Here is an 18,968-nt window from a genome sequence, read left to right on the forward strand (position 1 = left end):
TGTATAGCACGATGACACGTCGATGCCTTACGGCGAAGTCATCGACTCGTCGCTAACGGCGGCGCATCCAGTGGGCGTCTGGATAAAGCGGCTAGCTTCGTTCTGCGTCGCGCGTACCTCGTCCACGAGCGATTGCCCCCGGTAGTACAACTGCCGCATGTCGTTTCCGTTCAATATCTGTATCACCAGCATGTCATTCGCGTCATAGTGGTACTCGGCGCTCGATCCATCCGGGGAAACGATCGAAGCCAACCGCCCGGCCTCGTCGTAGGTAAGCGTGCGGCCCCTCTCATCCATCGTCATGCGGCCGTTCGCGTCGTAAGCAAGTTCGATGACGGCCGGATACGAACTGTTCCCAGCGTGAGTCACCGACGTCAACTGAGTCGGGTCTGACGGATTGTCGTAGTGGAAGGTTGCCGTGTCCGACGCTGCAGAGCCTTGCGCAATCGCCGTGATGCACTCCGTGACGTTGTCGAGCATGTCGAAAGTGAAGTGTTGCGACGCGATTGGCTGACCGTAGCCGTCGACCGGAGGCCGGCTCCCATTCGTGCACGAATAGTCGACCAGGCGATTGCGATTATCGTACGTGTACTGCTCCTCTCGCAGCGTCTCGCTTCCCTGTACTGTTTTGCACGATTGCAGTTGATCGTTCGTGTAGTAGGTGCGGGTGATGGTCACGATGGGTGCCCCGCCGCTCGGTGCAAGTTCGCGAGTCACCTCTCTGCCCAGGTCGTCGTACGACAACTGCGTCGTGAGCGATGCTCCCGAGCTCGAGTCAGTTGCTTTTTGCATGTAGAGGCGTCCCGCCGGATCATAGGCGAACGTAACGGTAACGGCCTCGTCGGCAATCTTCGAGAGCCTGCCATATGCGTCATACGAGAGCTGCTGGACATTGCCTGTGATGTCAGTGTAGGAAAGAAGCTTGCCCCGTAGTGTCCAGGAATAACTGGCTTCGCGCTGTGGCCCACCTGTCGGCGTGAACCGCTCAAGCAAGAGGCGGCCAGCGGAGGTCCATTGCGATGAGCGTTCATAGCTGCCAGCCTCGCTGGCGTCGAGCGGGCGCCCTGTCGGGGCGTCGTATGTGAAGTCCTGAAGTAGCGTCGGTCCGCCTACATGCCTTATCGCACTTTGCAGTTCCGGCACATAGTCATAGGAAAGCGTAATGCCCGCGTTGTCGGTGACGGTCGCAGGCGCATCATTGCCAGCCTCGTAAGAGCTGATTTCAGTCCGACCGCCGGTGTGACTTTGAGTTGTGCGTCCGAGTCCGTCAAAAGTTTGAGCGCCCAGTTCGACCTGATTGTCGGACCGGCTAACCTTGATGGTTGCGATGAGGGACTCTGTCGAGTGGGCGTCGTACGTTTTCTCAACAACGGTCGCGTCGGGGGCGGTTTCTGTGCTCACGCGATCGAATTCGTCATAGTCGTACGTTGTGATATTTCCGACCTCATCCGTGTATTGGCGTTGTCTGCCAGAGCCGTCGTAGACATAGGTTGTTGTGCTCACGGTTGTTTGCTGCAAATCCTTTCGTTCAACCTTAAGCGGATTTTTGTTTACATCGAATGTGGTGACTTGAGCTCCGAGCAAGGGCGTTCCTGCGTTGTCTGTCAGTTGCTCAGTTTGAGTCAGCGTGACTGGGTCATAGCGTTGATACTTTGTTTGCCCACTGTCATATCGGGTTCCTTCCCGGTTACCCCAATCGTCGTACAGAAATTCGATGTGTTGCTGGGACGTGGGGCTGAGATTGAGTGGATCCGCGTAATCCTTCGTGGTCAGGTCGGCTGGGTGACCGAACGCGTTGTAGTTTGCGATTGCAATATCAAAAAAAGTATCACTCTGACCCGAGTCAATTGAATTTTGACTCAACCGGATTGGACGATGCCGTCCGTCGTAGTGAATCTGCTCTGTACTCCCTGAGGAGTCTCTGTACGTAGTCAAAATATCCGTTACTTTTTCTTCATTGGTGGGATCTTTTTTTATGTCATATGAAATGGTTATTTCGTTTTCGTAGGGCGTCCCCGGATTGAGAACACGAGAAACAGGCCGTCCCAGATGATCATAGGTATATTCGGTCGTGTTGCCAAGACTGTCCTGCTCGGACAGCAATCTATTAGTTAGTACTGAATGGCTGACCGATTTTGTTTTTTGGGTATTGTCATAACCAATGACTATCGCGGTCTGCTTCAGTGCGTCTTGTTGGATTTCATACGTCAACGCAAGTGTGTAACCGGGGGTGTCACTGATTAACGTATTGGCCACGCTCGCTACTCGACCATAGTTGCTGCTGTCCGTGGAGTCATACGTGATTCCGTTCGATTGCAGCTTGATACCATCGCGAAACTTCGTCGTCATGCTCAGCAAAGGGCAACTGTCTGCGGGACTGCCACTGCGTGTTTTGAAGCTTGTGTATTTGAATTGCGTCTGTTCTTCGGAAAAATCATTGAGCTCAGACGGTGCGGGAGTGACCGTTTTGGTCTTTACGTTGGTAACGAAACCATATGGGTCGGGTGGGCAACCCGTGTACTCGTTACCCGCTTCCCCCGCAGCGGAATAATATGTCCATTCAGTCGACTCTTTGCCTGTTGTTTTCTTGGTCAGATGATTCCCATACTCATCGTAAGTGGTATCTACGGTTTCAGTACGAAGCAGATCGCCTTCGGTCCAGGTCATGGTGCGTGACGTTGGTTGCTGGAACTGAGGGGGCTGCTCTTCGTATTCGACTCCAGGTTTTGCATAATAGACGAAATTGGTCTCCCTTTTTTTCGAGGTATTTCCGTTCACAATCGTTTCGGTAACCAGCATATGGTAGTTATTAAATTTGCGTATCGTGCTGCGGGTCGTTCCGTCCGTATCGGATATCGTTTCGGTGCTCGTATAGAAGACGGTATCGCTTAGTACCGTGCAAGAATTGTCCTTCTCAGCATCCCAAGAATTGGCGATGCCATACCCGAGGTAGTTATAGTTGCTGTAGTCGTAAGTAACCGTCGTGTCTGGCTGTGACATTCCCGGGGACTGTACGTATTGCGTTACCGCAGGCAAAGCCGGCATATTTGCGCCCGGAGGAAACTGCATGACGGCGTCTGTATAGACGGCATGCTCCACGTATCCCGACGGATCGGTGATGCGCGTCAGCAGTGTTTCTCCGCCCACCGTGGTGTATTCGAGGCTCCAGGTGTAGGTATCCGAGTCAGTAAGGACCTTATATTCAGATAAATATTTGTTTTGTGTCCCCAGGGTGATTTGATATTCTTCCGACGAATCTGGGAAAACTCTAATTTTGCAGGTTGGATCGTACATGAATTCGCACAAGGTGTTCTTTTCGTCGCGTACGGTAATCAGTTGATTTTGCTCTCCATTAGCTTGCCATGTCAAATTTAATTGATAACCCACGTCAGTTATAATCTGGATGGGAACGAAACAATTGGGCGACATCGATCGGGAGCTCAGAATCTCGACTTCGCCTGATTTCGAGATGTGGCGATATTCGATGTCCGAGATTTTCAGAAACAAAAAATTCTCCGCATTTCTCTGTTTTATGCTTACGGATGAACCGTCACCTGATTCGATTGTTTTGTATTGTTCGCCTGAGCTGGTTGTGAGAAGAAGATTTGCGCGATCGTAGTGTGATAAACCAAGGCTGCATCCGATTCCCAGCGCATATACGTTGTCGTTATCGAAGGGAACGTATTCTATGGTAAGTGGCAGTTTGGGCCCCATACCGTTGTTTGCGATCAAATCCCCAATTTTCAGACTGACTGTGAACTGTCCCGTCCTTGCGTTGACTCGCCCTTGTGCAGGATTCTTAAAGTTGGATCCTGCCTGGCTGAAGAATTTGGCGGACATATCGTCTCCGGGAATCTCTCACTTAAGGGAACACGTGCACGCATATCAAAAATATCAAGGATCTGTCGGTGAATCGTTGATATATAGGCTATTACAATCCTCATCTTTATTGGGGTGGACGTATATTTCACCATGGTTGCCGTATTGATCGTGAATCGAGCATGTACTATGCTTCCAATAATTGTCACCTGCGTCGTAATACGATGCGTTTGTCGAGGCTGTGATTCGCGTAAATGTTAGAGCCTCTGGGTATTTGCTGATAGGCACAGAGAATGCGTGACTCGCTGCCGTAACCGAATAATCGTAGGTCGTCGCATGGTAAACCATGAAACTTACGTTTGCAGTTGTTGGTGTCTGGTCATATTTGTATGTCTCAACACACGTAGCATTGCGCAATTCACCAACTTGATGATCGTATATTCCGAAGCAACCAGACTGGTCCGGGTATGAAACGTCAGCGTCAGCGATGTAAAAATTTTCATCGGTAAGAGATAGATACCAGTTGTCAACGTCACATGTGCTCTGGTGTTCATTACCCTTTTCATTGAAAAAAGTAACATCGACCTGATTCGCCGCGTCCTCTCGGCTGAATGAAAAATCAGCGGATTTGTATACTTTGGCAGATTCGACGGCAATTTGAAGGTGTTTGTCGAATCCTGAACCGGACTGAGTGGTTTGGGTTACTCCGCATGCAGTGAATTCTGCTGCCACCGGATATTCATTAGGGTTGCCTAATTCAATAGCTGCACTAGTTTGTGCTGAAATATAGTAGACGATCGTGTAAGTACCATTTGAATCTCCGATCTTGGAAATACTTGGGGCGAAGTTTGGACGATTAGACTGATCAAACATGCCGTGGGCGTAGGTTAACGAAATATTGGAATAAACGATACTGTTTCCAGTAATATCGCCTGAAGGGTTGGTTGTAAATGGAATCTCATCTCCCGTCGTGTAATCGATCAAGCGAACTGCGTCAGTCAGACTATCATCCATTCCGGTCATCGGATTGCCATCCTGATCAGTAACCGTTATTTTTACGGTAACGGGAACCTGATTTAAACCATTTGCGTATATTGTGCAACCTGACGCGTCGGGATTCTCTTTAAATTTAATATCCAGCTCTAAAATCGATCCAATATTCCACCACGTGCTTGCAAAAGCCTTAATGGTCAAGTAGTTGGATGATTTCGTGTCGGGTTGGACGGAGGGGGAGAATTTTCCTGAAATTTTAGATGTTGTACCATCTGATCCGGATGGCGCGGACACGTAGTACATCCCTAAGAATGTTCCAGGCGAATCTTGTATGGTCGCGGCTTGGACGAATAATGGATGCTCACTAACCGGTGTATCCGTGTAGATGAGAGGATTACCACCGCTTTTATCGACCGGGTCGGCAGAGTCGAAATATATAAGGGAAATGTAATTCAAAAAATCGCTGGATGATGGCCCTTCGAGCGGCTGCCCATCCTGATCGCTACACACCATTGTGATTGTGACGGCGACCTGATATTCATCATTTGCATTTATGACCCGACTTGTGGAGCTTGGGTAGTCTGAAAATTCGATGGTCAATGCGGATACGCTCTTCAAATTCCACCACGGACTGCTGCAAGGAATTACTGTTAGTGAGCAATCGTAGGGTGAACCGCTCTGTGTCGTGTACGTGTGGGAACTATCCGAGCTGAACCTGGCGGCGATCTTGCTATTCTGCCCATCGGATTTAGCAGGAGCCGAAACATAATACGTTATTGAATAAGTTCCATCCATTGTTGAAACAATGCTGACCTGCCCCTGGGTAAGATGCACCTCTTTGGCCGGCAGAGCCAAAAACCTGGCATAGGTTAATGGATTTCCGTCGGTGTCGGGTGCAAGGTCTTCGACCCACGTCAATTCGTTACCTGAATCATAGTAAATAAGCTCGACGACATCCAGGAGATTGTCCGGAAGCATCTGATATAACGGATTATTCAATGCGTCAAGGCAGGTGGCGGTAACGGTAATACCAATCTGATTTTGATCGTTTGCACATATTTGTCTACTGTCGTCTGTAGGGTAGTCGCTGAAAGAAAGATGCAAGGCTGATAATGAACCCAGATACATCCAGGCATTATCCATTACGTCGATCGTTAAAACAGGGGAAGGCGTGTCTGGCGATTCACCATTTGTCGGTGGTACAAACACCGCACAAATCTTCGGATTGGTTCCAAGTGCGGTTTGTTGAGCAGAGATAAAATAGCTGATCGTATAATTACCGTTATCCGAACTGAATTCTCCGTGCCAGACGTACGCGAGTGGGTTGCCAGCGTTGCTCCTTGATGCCTCAGACGTTAATTCAAGCTGTTCCCCGGTGTCGCTGTATACCGGTAAGAGGGCGCTTGACAGGTCGTCGCCGGATAATCCAGTCAGTGGGTTTCCATTCTTGTCATAACAGGAAACTGATAAGGTTACGCTCAACTGGCTGGTTGCGTTTGCCGTTAAATAACCTACGGACATCGGCGGGTTGGTTGTGTCGTATGTAAACTTGATATTCAACTTATCAAAGCTTCCGAAATTATCCCAGGTGACACTATCCGTAGTGTCAGGTGCATAATTAGCTATCTTCATGATGATAAATCGCTCCGACGTTTCCGGGTTTCACGGGAGTTGGCATGAAAAACCTTGCGTCACTGGAATATTAGACGGGACATGTTTGGAGGACAATGTTAACAATTGTGCCAAACAGTTGATTTACGGTTTCATATTTTTATTTGTGGATTTTGTGTTTTAGACTAATCAGCGCGGCTGCGTGTGCCACTGATTTATTACAGGAGGATAAATAACGACTTTCACAACGTGCATTCGACACAGGAGTCATCGGACCTGCTGAACATAAATGCCGATTGGTGGGTTAAAACGTGGTGTATGAGACACGAAATGACCGCGGTCATTTCCACGCACGACCGTTCAGTGTTCATTTTTCTTGCCGAGGCCTACGTGCAAACAACGCAAAAACGTTGCACCATAGGCGTCTCACGAAAACCGTCGCGGCTGGATGCCGAACCCGGCTCAAGTCGTCCGCTCTGCATGGCCGCTTATCTGTCGCGCTTTTCGTTTGATCCAGTTCCCCGACCGCTGCTTTTCACTTGATGCGACCGCGCTATGACAACCTCCAACGCTTCCGCTACGCTGGACCTCCCCCTCGACATGATCATCTTCGGCGGCGCCGGCGACCTATCCGCCCGCAAGCTGCTGCCCGCGCTGTTCATGGCGCATTCGCACGGCAACCTGCCCGCCGACACGCGCATCCTGGCGATCGGCCGCCGCGACTGGACGCGTGATCAGTACGTGGGCTGGATGGAAGAGCACTCGAAGCCGTTCATCGAACGAAAAGCGCTCGAAGCGCCCGCATGGGACAGATTCCTCGCGCTGTTCGAATACGTACGCGTCGACGTCGATAACGCCGAAGACTACGCACGCCTCGCACAGGCATCGCGGCCCGAAGTGCAGCGCATCTTCTATCTCGCAACATCGCCCGAACTGTTCACGACGATCTGCGACAACCTCGCCGCACACGCGCTGATCGACACAAACTCGCGCGTCGTGCTTGAAAAGCCGCTTGGCCACGATCTCGAATCGGCGCGGGCGATCAACAATTCGGTCGGCAAGCACTTCGCCGAAACGCAGATCTACCGGATCGACCACTATCTGGGCAAGGAGACCGTGCAGAACCTGATGGTGCTGCGCTTTGGCAATGCGATCTTCGGCCCGCTGTGGCAGGCACCGTATATCCGCAGCGTGCAGATCACCGTCGCGGAGACGGTCGGCGTCGGCAGCCGCGCGGGCTTCTATGATCAGACCGGCGCAATGCGCGACATGGTGCAGAACCACCTGCTGCAACTGCTATGCATCGTCGCGATGGAGCCGCCGGTATCGCTCGACCCGGACGCGGTGCGCGACGAGAAGCTAAAGGTGCTGCGCTCGCTACGCCCGATGACCGCCGACGATCTGTCGCGCGACACAGTGCGCGGGCAGTACACGTCGGGCGCGGTGGGCGGCGAACCGGTGAAGGGCTACCTGGAAGAAGACAACGTGCCGAAGGACAGCCACGCGGAAACCTTCGTCGCGCTGCGTGCGCATATCAACAACTGGCGCTGGGCGCATGTGCCGTTCTTCCTGCGCACCGGCAAACGGATGGGCAAGAAGCTGTCGGAGATCGTGATCGAGTTCGCGGACCTGCCGTTCTCGATCATGCCGAATAGCCCATGCGGCCCGCGCAATTGCGGCAACCGGCTTGTCATTCAACTGCAACCGGCCGAGTCGATCGAGCTGCAGATGCTCGCGAAAGAACCGGGCAGCGGCATGCGCACGCTGCCGGTCAATCTGAATCTGGATCTCGAGCAAGCGTTCACGGGCCGGCGCGCGGAAGCGTACGAACGGCTGCTGATCGACGTCGTGCGCGGACGCCTCACGCACTTCATGCGCCGCGACGAACTGGAAGCTGCATGGGCGTGGGCCGATCCGATCATCGAAGGCTGGAAGCGCGCCGGCGACCGGCCGCGGCCTTACACGGCCGGCACGTTCGGGCCGGGTGCGTCGACCGCGTTGATGGCGCGGGAGAATATGGTCTGGTCGGAAGAGTCCTGATTTAGTGATGAGGCCGAGCGCGGCATAGGCTCGGCCTCTGGAGCATCGAACCGGGTCAAGCGCGACTTAAGGTTGACAATAATCGCCTTAAAGTTGACAATAAAAGAACGCAAGGTTGTCAAAAGGGGCGCGCGTTGATTACCCGGGTACGTCCACAAGGCGAGCAGGTGCGAAGCTTCCTGCTCGAGCATATCGAGTTGCATGTCGGCGACGTCGTAGCACTCGCGGCGGATAAATTCTCGATCAGCCGCCAGGCGGTCAATAAGCACCTCGTTGTGTTGCGGGAGCAGGGCGCGATCGTCAAGGAAGGCAATACACGGGACGCGCGCTACCGGCTGGTCCCGCTTTTCTCGAAGGGCTTTCGTTATCCGCTCACACAGCCGCTAGAAGAAGACGTGGTGTGGAGCGACGCGGTGAAGCCATGTGTTGCATCTCTTCCGGCCAATATCGTGAATATCTGGCACCACGGCTTCACTGAGATATTCAACAACGCAATCGATCACTCCAACGGAAATGCGGTTCTGGTGAAGATTGCCCAAACCGCGCTTTCCACGGAAATCATGATTTCTGACGACGGCATCGGCATCTTCAGAAAGATTCAAGCGGAACTGAATCTTCTGGACGAGCGGCACGCAATTTTCGAACTGGCCAAAGGCAAACTGACGACCGATCCCCGTAACCATTCGGGTGAGGGGATTTTTTTCACGTCCCGCATGTTCGACCAGTTCGGCATTCTGTCGGGCGCCCTCTATTTCGATCACCATAAGGATGCTTATGAAGACGTGGTGATGGAACGCGAGATCGCGGCAAACGGTACATCCGTTTTCATGACCCTGAGTAACAGTGCGAAACACACCACCAGGGAAGTCTTCGACGAGTACACCGAAAGCGACGACTACACGTTCGACAAAACGGTGGTTCCAGTCGATCTGGCCAGATACGGCAGCGACGGATTGATTTCGCGCTCGCAAGCGAAACGACTGCTCGCGCGACTCGATCTGTTCAGAAGGGTGGTGCTCGACTTCAGGAACGTTGACGCGATCGGGCAGGCGTTTGCCGATCAGATCTTTCGTGTATTTGCCGTCGAGCACCCGGAAACGGAGTTGCTGCCGGTCAACGCAAATGTATCGGTGCTGCAAATGATTTCGCGTGCACGTGCGCAGCGAGAACAAGGCGGATAGCGCCGGGGCGAGCCGGGCAGCGTGGCTTGAGTCGCGCCGCCCTTGCGGAGGACGTTGGTGCACAACGTCGCCCGCTTACCAACCAGGCCGTATCACGCCGCATGCAACCCTCCACGCATCAACTCCCGCACCCGCGACATATCCGCTTCGACATGCCCCGCCTTCTCGAACAACTCAGCAAGCCAGTCGACGAAAGCCCGTACGCGCGGTGACACGCGTCGCCCTTTCACATACGCAATCGACACGGTTGTCGATAGCGGCCGCCACTGCGGCAGCACTTCGCATAGCATCCCCGCGTCGAGCCACTGCTGCGCGGCGATCCTTGCCGGCTGAATCAATCCGAGCCCCTGCAGGCCGCAGGTCAGGCACGCCTGTTCGTCGTTCACATTGACGAAGCCATCCATCTTCACCGCAAGCGGGCTGCCGTCCACGTCGAAATCGAAGCTGTCCGCGCGTTCACCATGCCGTCCGGTGGTGCAGTTCACCGCGACGTGCCGAGCGAGATCGTCAAGACTCTCTGGCATACCAAAGCGTTCGACATACGCCGGACTCGCGCACGTCACATGCTCGAGCGTGCCAAGCCGCCGCGCGGCGAGTCCCGAGTCCGGCAACTCGCCCAGCTGGATACTGCAATCGACTGCCTCGCCAACCAGATCCACCGTGCGGTTGCTGATGCCGATCGACAACTCGACGTGCGGGTAGCGCGCGTGAAAATCGTCGAGCGCGGGCAGCACGAGCGCGGTGGCCACCGCGCCCGGCATCTCGACGCGCAGGCGTCCACTGGGGTTCGCGAGGGTCTGCTGCAAGCTCGCTTCCATCTCGTCGATGTCGGCGAGAATCTGTGCGCAGCGCTCGTAATAAGCGGCCCCTTCCGGCGTAACGGACAGACGCCGCGTCGTGCGGATCAGCAACGCGGTGCCGAGCAGGGCCTCAAGGTTCTGTACGATCGTCGTCGCGGTCGCGCGCGGCATGTTCAGCGATTCCGCGGCGCGCGTGAAGCTGTTCGTATCGACGATCCGGATAAAAGTACGCATAGCCTGAATACGGTCAATCACGGGACTCTCTCCAGTGAAAAACATCCTGATGAAACATGCAGCAACGACGAGCGGCCGGCGCGCCGTTCCTGTCGGAAAGGCGCGCCGGCACTGCGGGGCGAAACTCGGGTTATGCCGCTGAACTGCGTGCGGCGGTTAACAGGGGTTAAGGGGCAAAGGAAGCGAGGATGAATGCGCTGCCGCCCGTCGTGGTCATGTGGATTCCTGCAAAAGAGACCTTGCAGCCGCCGCCTTCAGCAAACCGCCGGGCTTACCCCATTCGCATCGCGCGTTTCCGGCATCGGGCCTATAAGCGGGCGTAGCGTCGTCGCAATCGGCACGGCAAACGCGGGTTGACGTTGAATGGCAGGTCTCTCGTCAGGGTTCCCATATTAGGCAGCAGAATCGTCTCAGGGAATACCTGAACGTCTTGAAGGTTTGCCTATTTCTAGTACCGTCACGCGCAGAAGTGCAATTAATGCTAGATTTCAAGCCTGATTCTGTGGCGCACGAGAGGTGTGCTGATCAGTTCCCGCACAGGTACCGTGATGACGTTTCTTTCCGATCTCCCCGAACTGCGCGACGCGTCAAGCGTTCGCGCGCAAGCCCGTCCGATCAGCCGCGCGCAGCGGCATATGGCCGACCTGTTCGACCGCCTCGCGCCCACTGATGGCTTCACCTATTCGTGCGTGCCCGGCGTCAAGCTGATGCGTGCGAGCCGCCCGATGCCGCGCCACCCCGTGATGTACGACCCGATGATCGTGATCGTCTGCCAGGGGCGCAAGCGCGGCTATCTGGGCGGCCAGTCATACGTGTATGACGCGCAGCAGTATCTGGTGGCATCGGTGCCGATGCCGTTCGAATGCGAGACCGAGGCGAGCCAGGCCGAGCCGTTCCTCGGCATCGGGATCGACATCGATCTGACGATGGTCGCCGAGCTGTTGATGCTGGTCGAAGACAGGCGCACCGGCACGCACGACGAGCCGCGCGGCATCTATTCGACGCCGCTCGATCCGACGCTGTGCGACGCGGTCGAACGCCTGCTCGAAGCGCTTGCGACCCCGCTCGACGCGCGCGTGCTCGCGCCGTCGATCGTGCGCGAGATCTGCTACCGCGTGCTGACCGGCGTGCAGGGCCACGCGATCCGCGCGGCGCTCACACATCAGCAGCACTTCGGGCGTATCGCGAAGGCGCTGCGGCGCATTCATAGCGATTACGACGGCGCACTGGACGTCGATACGCTCGCGCGCGAAGCGGGCATGAGTCTCGCGGTGTTTCACGCGCAGTTCAAGATCGTGACGTCGACCTCGCCGATGCAATACGTGAAGACGACGCGACTGCACCAGGCGCGCCTGCTGATGCTGCAGGACGGGCTCAATGCGGGCGCGGCGGCGGCGCGGGTCGGTTACGAAAGCGCATCGCAGTTCAGCCGCGAGTTCAAGCGGCTATTCGGCCTGACGCCAACCGACGAAGCGCGGCGCATGCGCGGCGCGCTCGATGCGCCGCCGGTCAGTATTGCGCCTGCGCGGCATCAGGTCGACGCGCGCTGAGCCAGATGCGCACGCGCTTTCGCATCCATGCGGCGCATTCCGCACGGTGCGCGCCGCGCCGTAAAAGCGGGTAATCGTTATACCAGCATGCCCGCTTGACTGGTTAAGCCCTCACGCGTTCCGTACGATGGTCCCGGCAGTCCTGATTGAATAAAAGGAGGGACCATGAAACGCTTTCATATCGCACTGGCTGTCGCCAACCTCGATGCATCGATCGCGGACTACAGCCGCCGCTTCGGGCAAACGCCCGCCGCGGTCGTGCCCGGCCGCTATGCGATGTGGCGCACCGACCTGCTCAACTTTTCAATCAACGAGAACCCGCCACGCGCGGGGCAACTGCGTCACGTCGGCTTCGAAGAGGACGATGCGGAAGGCTTTACAAGCACCGTCGACGTCAACGGCATCGAATGGGAGCGGTTTTCCGCGCAAGAACAGGATCGTCGCATCGTCGAGATGTATGGGGTGCCGGTGCGCTCCTGATTCAGGTAGACCGCCCGGAAGCAGGGCGCGAGGCTCGCCGGCGGGGCGCTGCGCGGAGCGCGACTATACTGGATTGACCAACGTTCCGGATGACAAAGGAGGTGCATGATGGTCAAGCTGGCACTGTATGTCCGCCTCGAAGCGAAGCCCGGCAAGGAGCAGGACGTCGAGCAGTTTCTACGCGGTGGCCTGCCGCTCGTCGAAGTGGAGCCGGGCACGATTGCATGGTTCGGCATACGGCTCGGCCCGTCCACGTTTGCGATTTTCGATGCGTTCAACGATGAGGCCGGGCGCAACGCGCATCTGTCCGGCAAGGTGGCCGCCGCGCTGATGGAGAGGGCCGGCGACTTGCTCGCCGAGCCGCCGGAGATCGAAAAGATTGATGTGCTCGCGGCCAAGCTGCCGCGGTAAAGGGCAGGCGACGCGCGGTCACCCCTCCCGCCCACGCGCCTCTTCTTTCGCATAGATCGCGCGTTTGTCCTCGTACATCAGCAGGTCCGCACGCAGCACGCCGGCCTCGAGACGCTCGCCGCGCTGCACGGTCGCGGTGCCCATCGACAAGCTGAGCGGCGACCCCGGATAGAACTGGTTGTTCAACTCGACCAGCTTGTGGAGCGTTTCGATCATCGCGACACCGCCGCGCTCATCGGTGCCGGGCATCAGAATCGCGAACTCGTCGCCGCCAATGCGCGCGGCGACGAACGGCATTTCCATCGCCTTCGCGAGCACTTCGCCGGCGCGCCGCAGCAGCGCGTCGCCGGCCGCGTGCCCCAACTGGTCGTTCACGCGCTTCAGCCCATTGAGATCCGCCATCACAACGGTCACCGGATACGGGCCTTTACGCTCGAGCCGGTTCAACTCGTCGACATAGAACGAGCGGTTGCGCAGCTTGGTCAGCACGTCGTGTTTGCCGAGATACTCGAGATAGGCCTCAGCCTTCTTGCGCGCGGTGATGTCGGTGAGCGCGACGAGCACCAGGTCCCAGTCGCGTTCATGGCCGGGCAACACCGAAAACTGCAGGTGCACATGCACCTCGTTCGCGTCGAGGGAGTAGTTGAGCACTTCGCGCTGCTGAAAGAGTTTGCCTTCCCACAGGTCGATCAGTTGCTCGCGAAAATGCGGACGCATATCGTCGCGGAATACCTCGGGCAGGCGCGCGAGCAGTGTGTGTTTGTCAGGCGCGGCGAACATCTCGAGCGTGTGCTGGTTCACGTCGAGCACATGGATTTCCTGCATGCAGCGCTCGACAAACTCCGGGTGCACGTCGGTGAACACGCGGAAATCGACGATGCCTTGCGCGCGCACTTCATCCAGTAGCCGCTTGACCGCGGTGAAATCCTCGACCCACAACGACACCGGCGAATGCTCGAAAAGCCCGCGCGCGTATTGTTCGGCGTGCGCGATACGCAGCCGCGTGCGTTCGAGTTCGGTGACGTCCTCGACCGACACCAGTACGCGATCCCAGCGCGCTTCGTGCCCCGGCAGCACCTGACCCTTAAGCAATACATCGAGGCGCCGGCCGCCGAGCGTGTAGTTGACCGTCTGGCTCATAAAGTGGCTCTGCCCGGACCATAGCTGGCACAGCTCTTCGAGATGCGTTTTCAGCATATCGTCGCGGAACACCTCCGCGAGGTTAGCGGTGAGTTCGGCGAAATCGGTGGCGTCGAACAGCGCGAGCGTCTTGCGGTTGACCTTGATCACGCGAATGCGGCTCGCGCATTCGGCCACCCGCGGCGGGTTCGACTGCAGGAACGTGCGCAAATCGCTGACGCCTTGCGCGCGCCATTCGTCGAACAGCGCGCGCACGCCGCTAAAGTCTTCCAGCCACAGCGACACCGGGGCGAGCTCGAACATATCGGCGTCGTCGCTCGGCGTCGCGAGGTCCAACGGGGCGTGATGGGCAGGGGCGGTATAAGGCATGGTCGTTTCGTCAACGGCGAAGGCGCTATTTTAAGATGCGCAAGCCCATGCCAGAAAGCAGGGTAAGTCTGGGGCATAAAGTGGCCGACAGCGCCGGCATCGGTATGATCGGCCCGCAGTAACGGCTGCCACGAGAAGAGGAAACGATGACCATCGAACTGACATTGCTCGCGTGGACGCTCGTCCTCGCGCTGATTCAAGTGGTATTGCCGGCGTTGCTGCGCAACCGCGAAACCGGTATCCCCTACAACGCCAGCGCGCGTGACGAGCCGGGCGCGCCGGTCGGCACGATCACCGCGCGGCTGATGCGCGCGCAGAGCAACCTGTTCGAGACGCTGCCGGTGTTCGCCGCCGCGGTCCTGATTGCACACGTCGCGGGCCGCGACAGCGCGCAAACCCAATTGGGCGCGTGGCTCTATCTGGCCGCCCGCATCGTGTACGTGCCGCTCTATGCGGCTGGCGTTCCGTATCTGCGCTCGCTCGTGTGGGTCGTGTCGCTCGCGGGTATCCTGCTGATTCTGTCCCGGCTGATCTGAGGCCGGTTTTTGCTTACGAGGAGCCGTAAAACATGAATGACCCGACGTCGACGATCGAAATCGAAACCGCGCCGAACCCCGAGTTCGCGGTGATCCTGATGCATGGCCTCGGCGCCGATGCGAACGATTTCGTCCCGCTGATCCCCGAACTGCGCCTTGCCGGAGCGCCCGCGGTGCGCTTCGTCTTCCCGAATGCGCCGGAGATTCCGGTGACGGCGAACAACGGTTACGTGATGCGCGCGTGGTACGACATCCTGTCGTTTCAGGGCATCAACCGGCAAGTCGACGAGGCAGGCATCGATGCGTCATGCGCCACCGTGCGGCAGCTGATCGGCGCGCAGAATGCACGCGGCATCGTGACGTCGAAGCTCTTTCTCGCCGGCTTTTCGCAGGGTGGGGCGATGACGTATTCGGCCGGGCTGACGCATCCGCAGCCCCTCGCTGGCCTGATCGTGCTGTCGGGCTACGTGCCGTCGCAACCGTATATTGAAAGCCACGCGACCGAAGCGAACCGCGATACGCCGATCTTTGCCGCGCATGGCACGCAGGACGACGTGTTGCCGGTGAGCCTGGGCGAAACCGCGCGTGACTTCGCTCGCGCGCGCGGTAGCGACGTCGAATGGCATGCGTACCCGATGCCGCACTCGGTCTGTGCGGAGGAGATTGTCGCGCTGCGTACGTGGCTGCTGACACAGCTCGCGCAAAAGGCCTGAATAAACGTAAAGGAACCTGCAGCACGTTTAGGGTAAGCCGTCGAACGGAATAGAACGGGACAGCGGCGCTAACCGGCGATGACCGGGTCAGCGCCGCGCGGCCCAGCGTGCTTACGCTGTTTCCGTCCGTTGCGCGTCCTGCATCGGTTCGGGCGCGTCACCGTGCGCGGTCCTCTGGTGTGCCGCGTACTCGCGCGGCGTCATCCCGTAGCGTTCCTTGAATGCGCGGCTGAAGTGGGCCGCGCTTGCGAAGCCGCACTGGTACGCGACTTCCTGGATGGCACCTTGTGGCGCGCCGGCGAGCAGCCGCGTCGCGTGTTCGAGGCGCATTGACCACGCATAGCGCATCGGCGACACGCCGCTGGCTTTCAACGCGCGCGTCAGGCAACTAATCGAAATGTTCAACTCGGCCGCGATGCGTATCACGCTCAGTTCAGGGTCGCCGATCCGGCGCGCAATGAGCTGTTTCGCCCGCAGTACGGTCGCAGCGCTGGCGCGGCCGTTTGCCGCCCCGTGGCGGTTGTTGACCAGCACGTCCATCAGGTCGAGACACTGGTCGCCAAGCCGCACGAGTAGCGCGTCGCTTGCCTTGCCGGTTTGCGACCCCAGGTGCAGCACGAATTCGCGCACCGCGGCGACATCCGGTGACGCCGGGTCCGGGCAGCAGGCCATCGGGAAGCGGTAGCGCAGTCCGCGCTCACGCAGGGCCGACTTCGGAATGCGGAGTATCGTCAAGCGCGTCGGTTCGCAAAACGATTCGTTGAACGTATGCAGCGGATCGATCACGGCGATGTGGCCGGGGCCGAACCGCGTCGTCTGTCCGCGTTGTTCGACCGACATCACGCCGCTTTTGACGACCTTCACGAACAGATGCTCGCCATTCCAGCGGGGGGTGTCGCGATGCGTGATCGGCGATACCGATTGCCAGGCGAAGTCGCCGTTCATGATGTCGGTCTGGCCAGCGCGCGCCGTGTTGAACGCTGATGCGCCGGACCGGTAAGCGTCGAGCCGGCACAGCATGCCGTGCATCGAGATCGTGTTGATCCATGCATGCCGGCCTACCGGCGCGCCATCCCAACTCTTTTCGTCAAACCCGGTGTCCATGACCGCCCCCTCCTTTCTGAACTGGGCGCGAAGCCTTTCGAAATGCGAACGCTGCTCTGCGGCAGGCCTTTCTCGCGGTTGTGCGCTCGCCTGATTCCGCGGGGCGGTGGCGAGGACAGTACGCGCTGACTCTTTCAACACGAAAAACATCCGAAGGCCAGAAATATTCCGTATGTCTCGTGTCAATTGGCTTGCGGGCGCAGCGTTACCGTGCTGTCAAGCATGGCGGCCATGCACAGTCAATATCGCGCGAGGATGGGGCGCTCACGGTGTGCGCTTCGACTGGCCTCCTTGCAACGCGTGCCGACCCGTAGCGTTCGCGAATCGCGAACGCGCCGATGCGCTGCGCATGCAGGCCTGCGCGCATTGCCGCATCCGCTTTGTTCTCTCCAGAGAAACCCGGATTGCTGTGCCGAAAGCCCCGCTGATATCGTGCGCAACGGACGGATGGAAGCGCTTCCATTCCAACTGGATTCCAGCTGGTGCAACGACCCTGTGGCTTAACTTTCCAACAGGAGTATCCGTGGCTCACGACGCAGTTGAATCTCCCGATGCCGCACGCAGCGAAGCGGGTGGCGATCCGTTCACGCCGCCCGCAGGTTCCGCGCTCTGGCGCAAGCATTTCCTGCTCGGCGCGGCGACCGCGTCGTATCAGATCGAAGGCGCGGTCAATGAAGACGGCCGCCTGCCGTCGATCTGGGACACGTTCTCCGCGACGCCCGGCAAGGTGCTGCATGGCGACACGGGCGCGGTCGCGTGCGACCACTACCATCGATGGGAAAGCGACATTGAACTGCTCACGTCGCTGAACTTCGAAGCGTACCGGCTATCGATCGCATGGCCGCGCGTGATGGACGAAGCGGGCCGGCCGAATCGCAAGGGCCTCGATTTCTACAAGCGCCTGCTTGGCAAGCTGAAGGACAAGGGCTTGCAGACCTTCGTCACGCTTTATCACTGGGACTTGCCGCAGCATCTCGAAGATCGCGGCGGCTGGCTCAATCGCGACACCGTCTATCGCTTCGCCGATTACGCCGACCTGATGAGCCGCGAACTCGGCGGCCAGGTCGACGCGTGGATGACGCTCAACGAACCGTGGTGTTCGGCATTTCTCGGCTATGGCAATGGCCATCATGCGCCAGGCCTTGCCAACCCGCGCTATGCGACGCAAGCGATGCATCATCTGCTGCTCGCGCACGGCCATGCGCTCGCGGTATTGCGCGAGAACGACCCGGCTTCGAAAAAGGGTATCGTCGCGAACGTCGGCAAGGGTTCCGCGAATTCGTCGAGCGACGCGGACCGGCGCGCCGCGCATCTGTTCGAGGTGCAGCACAACGGATGGATTCTCGATCCGCTGCTCAAAGGCGAGTATCCGGACGACCTCTGGTCGCTTTGGCCGGGCAGCGAGCCGCTCGTCCTCGACGGTGATATGCGGACCATCCATGCGCCGCTCGATTTCCTCGGCATCAACTATTACTTCCGCACCAACGTGCAAAGCGATGGCGCGCATGGCTATACCGAGGTGCCGCTGGCCGGCGTCGAGCGCACGCAGATGGGCTGGGAGGTGTATCCGGATGGGCTGCGCGACCTGCTGGTTGGTTTTCACCGCAATTATCCGGCGCTGCCGCCGATCTACATCACCGAAAACGGCATGGCGTCCGACGACAAGGTCAGCGACGGCCGCGTCGACGATGCGCAGCGCATTACGTTCCTCAAGCGCCACCTCGCGGCCGTCGATCAGGCGATCGCGCAAGGCGTCGATGTGCGTGGCTATTTCGTGTGGTCGCTGCTCGACAACTTCGAATGGGCGTTCGGCTATGAGCGGCGCTTTGGCGTCGTGCATGTCGACTATCAGACCCAGCAGCGCACGGTCAAACGCAGCGCGCAGCTGATCGCCCGGTTCCTGCAGGAACGTGCCGCGCGCGCCTGAACCCGCGTCTTTCGTCCTACATTTCATCGAGCATGCCGGCGCTGCCGGCATGCGTGCAGC

14 protein-coding genes are annotated in these 18,968 nt (G+C 57.9%); 9 read left to right on the forward strand and 5 right to left on the reverse strand.

The window, feature by feature from the left end:
• Positions 1–27: 27 nt before the first annotated feature.
• Positions 28–3,840, reverse strand: a complete 3,813-nt coding sequence (locus tag HV796_RS07610; protein WP_175225861.1) for an RHS repeat domain-containing protein — start codon at positions 3,838–3,840, stop codon at positions 28–30.
• 54 nt (positions 3,841–3,894) lie between these two features.
• Positions 3,895–6,444: a hypothetical protein gene (locus tag HV796_RS07615; protein WP_175225862.1), complete on the reverse strand. Its 2,550-nt coding sequence runs from the start codon at positions 6,442–6,444 to the stop codon at positions 3,895–3,897.
• 309 nt (positions 6,445–6,753) lie between these two features.
• On the opposite strand from HV796_RS07615, the gene HV796_RS07620 reads away from it, so the two are divergent.
• From HV796_RS07620 to HV796_RS07630, 3 genes are all read left to right on the forward strand, one after another.
• Entirely contained in the window at positions 6,754–6,966 is a 213-nt protein-coding gene (locus tag HV796_RS07620; RefSeq protein WP_175225863.1) for a hypothetical protein, read from the forward strand.
• A gap of 12 nt (positions 6,967–6,978) precedes the next feature.
• Positions 6,979–8,463 (forward strand): glucose-6-phosphate dehydrogenase, encoded by a 1,485-nt coding sequence (gene zwf, locus HV796_RS07625; RefSeq protein WP_175225864.1) that lies wholly within the window; start codon positions 6,979–6,981, stop codon positions 8,461–8,463.
• A 398-nt stretch (positions 8,464–8,861) separates the two neighbouring features.
• On the forward strand, positions 8,862–9,644 hold the full coding sequence (locus HV796_RS07630) for an STAS-like domain-containing protein (RefSeq protein ID WP_217477859.1): 783 nt from the start codon (positions 8,862–8,864) through the stop codon (positions 9,642–9,644).
• Between the two features lie 92 nt (positions 9,645–9,736).
• On the opposite strand, the gene HV796_RS07635 is transcribed toward HV796_RS07630, so the two are convergent.
• A complete protein-coding gene (locus tag HV796_RS07635) occupies positions 9,737–10,699 on the reverse strand; it encodes a LysR substrate-binding domain-containing protein (RefSeq protein ID WP_175225865.1) in 963 nt (320 codons plus the stop codon).
• 614 nt (positions 10,700–11,313) lie between these two features.
• Between HV796_RS07635 and HV796_RS07640 the strand changes: the two genes are divergently transcribed.
• The 3 genes from HV796_RS07640 (at position 11,314) to HV796_RS07650 (ending at position 13,119) form a co-directional block, all read left to right on the forward strand.
• Positions 11,314–12,228 carry an AraC family transcriptional regulator gene (locus tag HV796_RS07640; protein ID WP_175226021.1) on the forward strand — a complete coding sequence of 305 codons (915 nt, stop codon included), beginning with the start codon at positions 11,314–11,316 and terminating at the stop codon, positions 12,226–12,228.
• A gap of 165 nt (positions 12,229–12,393) precedes the next feature.
• A complete protein-coding gene (locus HV796_RS07645; protein WP_175225866.1) occupies positions 12,394–12,708 on the forward strand; it encodes a VOC family protein in 315 nt (104 codons plus the stop codon).
• A gap of 108 nt (positions 12,709–12,816) precedes the next feature.
• Positions 12,817–13,119: a putative quinol monooxygenase gene (locus HV796_RS07650; protein ID WP_175226023.1), complete on the forward strand. Its 303-nt coding sequence runs from the start codon at positions 12,817–12,819 to the stop codon at positions 13,117–13,119.
• An 18-nt stretch (positions 13,120–13,137) separates the two neighbouring features.
• On the opposite strand, the gene HV796_RS07655 is transcribed toward HV796_RS07650, so the two are convergent.
• Entirely contained in the window at positions 13,138–14,628 is a 1,491-nt protein-coding gene (locus HV796_RS07655; RefSeq protein ID WP_246355741.1) for a sensor domain-containing diguanylate cyclase, read from the reverse strand.
• A 146-nt stretch (positions 14,629–14,774) separates the two neighbouring features.
• On the opposite strand from HV796_RS07655, the gene HV796_RS07660 reads away from it, so the two are divergent.
• Together HV796_RS07660 and HV796_RS07665 are read left to right on the forward strand one after the other, a co-directional pair.
• On the forward strand, positions 14,775–15,164 hold the full coding sequence (locus tag HV796_RS07660) for an MAPEG family protein (protein ID WP_175225867.1): 390 nt from the start codon (positions 14,775–14,777) through the stop codon (positions 15,162–15,164).
• Positions 15,165–15,196: 32 nt separating this feature from the next.
• Positions 15,197–15,877 (forward strand): alpha/beta hydrolase, encoded by a 681-nt coding sequence (locus HV796_RS07665; protein WP_175225868.1) that lies wholly within the window; start codon positions 15,197–15,199, stop codon positions 15,875–15,877.
• 111 nt (positions 15,878–15,988) lie between these two features.
• Here the strand turns inward: HV796_RS07665 and HV796_RS07670 are convergent, their stop codons facing one another.
• Complete coding sequence (locus HV796_RS07670) at positions 15,989–16,981, reverse strand: AraC family transcriptional regulator (RefSeq protein WP_175225869.1); 993 nt, start codon at positions 16,979–16,981, stop codon at positions 15,989–15,991.
• A gap of 523 nt (positions 16,982–17,504) precedes the next feature.
• Here HV796_RS07670 and HV796_RS07675 point away from each other — a divergent pair.
• A complete protein-coding gene (locus HV796_RS07675; protein ID WP_175225870.1) occupies positions 17,505–18,908 on the forward strand; it encodes a GH1 family beta-glucosidase in 1,404 nt (467 codons plus the stop codon).
• The last annotated feature ends 60 nt before the right edge of the window (positions 18,909–18,968 follow it).

This window comes from Paraburkholderia humisilvae, from assembly GCF_902859855.1.
GTDB classification, from domain to species: Bacteria; Pseudomonadota; Gammaproteobacteria; order Burkholderiales; family Burkholderiaceae; genus Paraburkholderia; species Paraburkholderia humisilvae.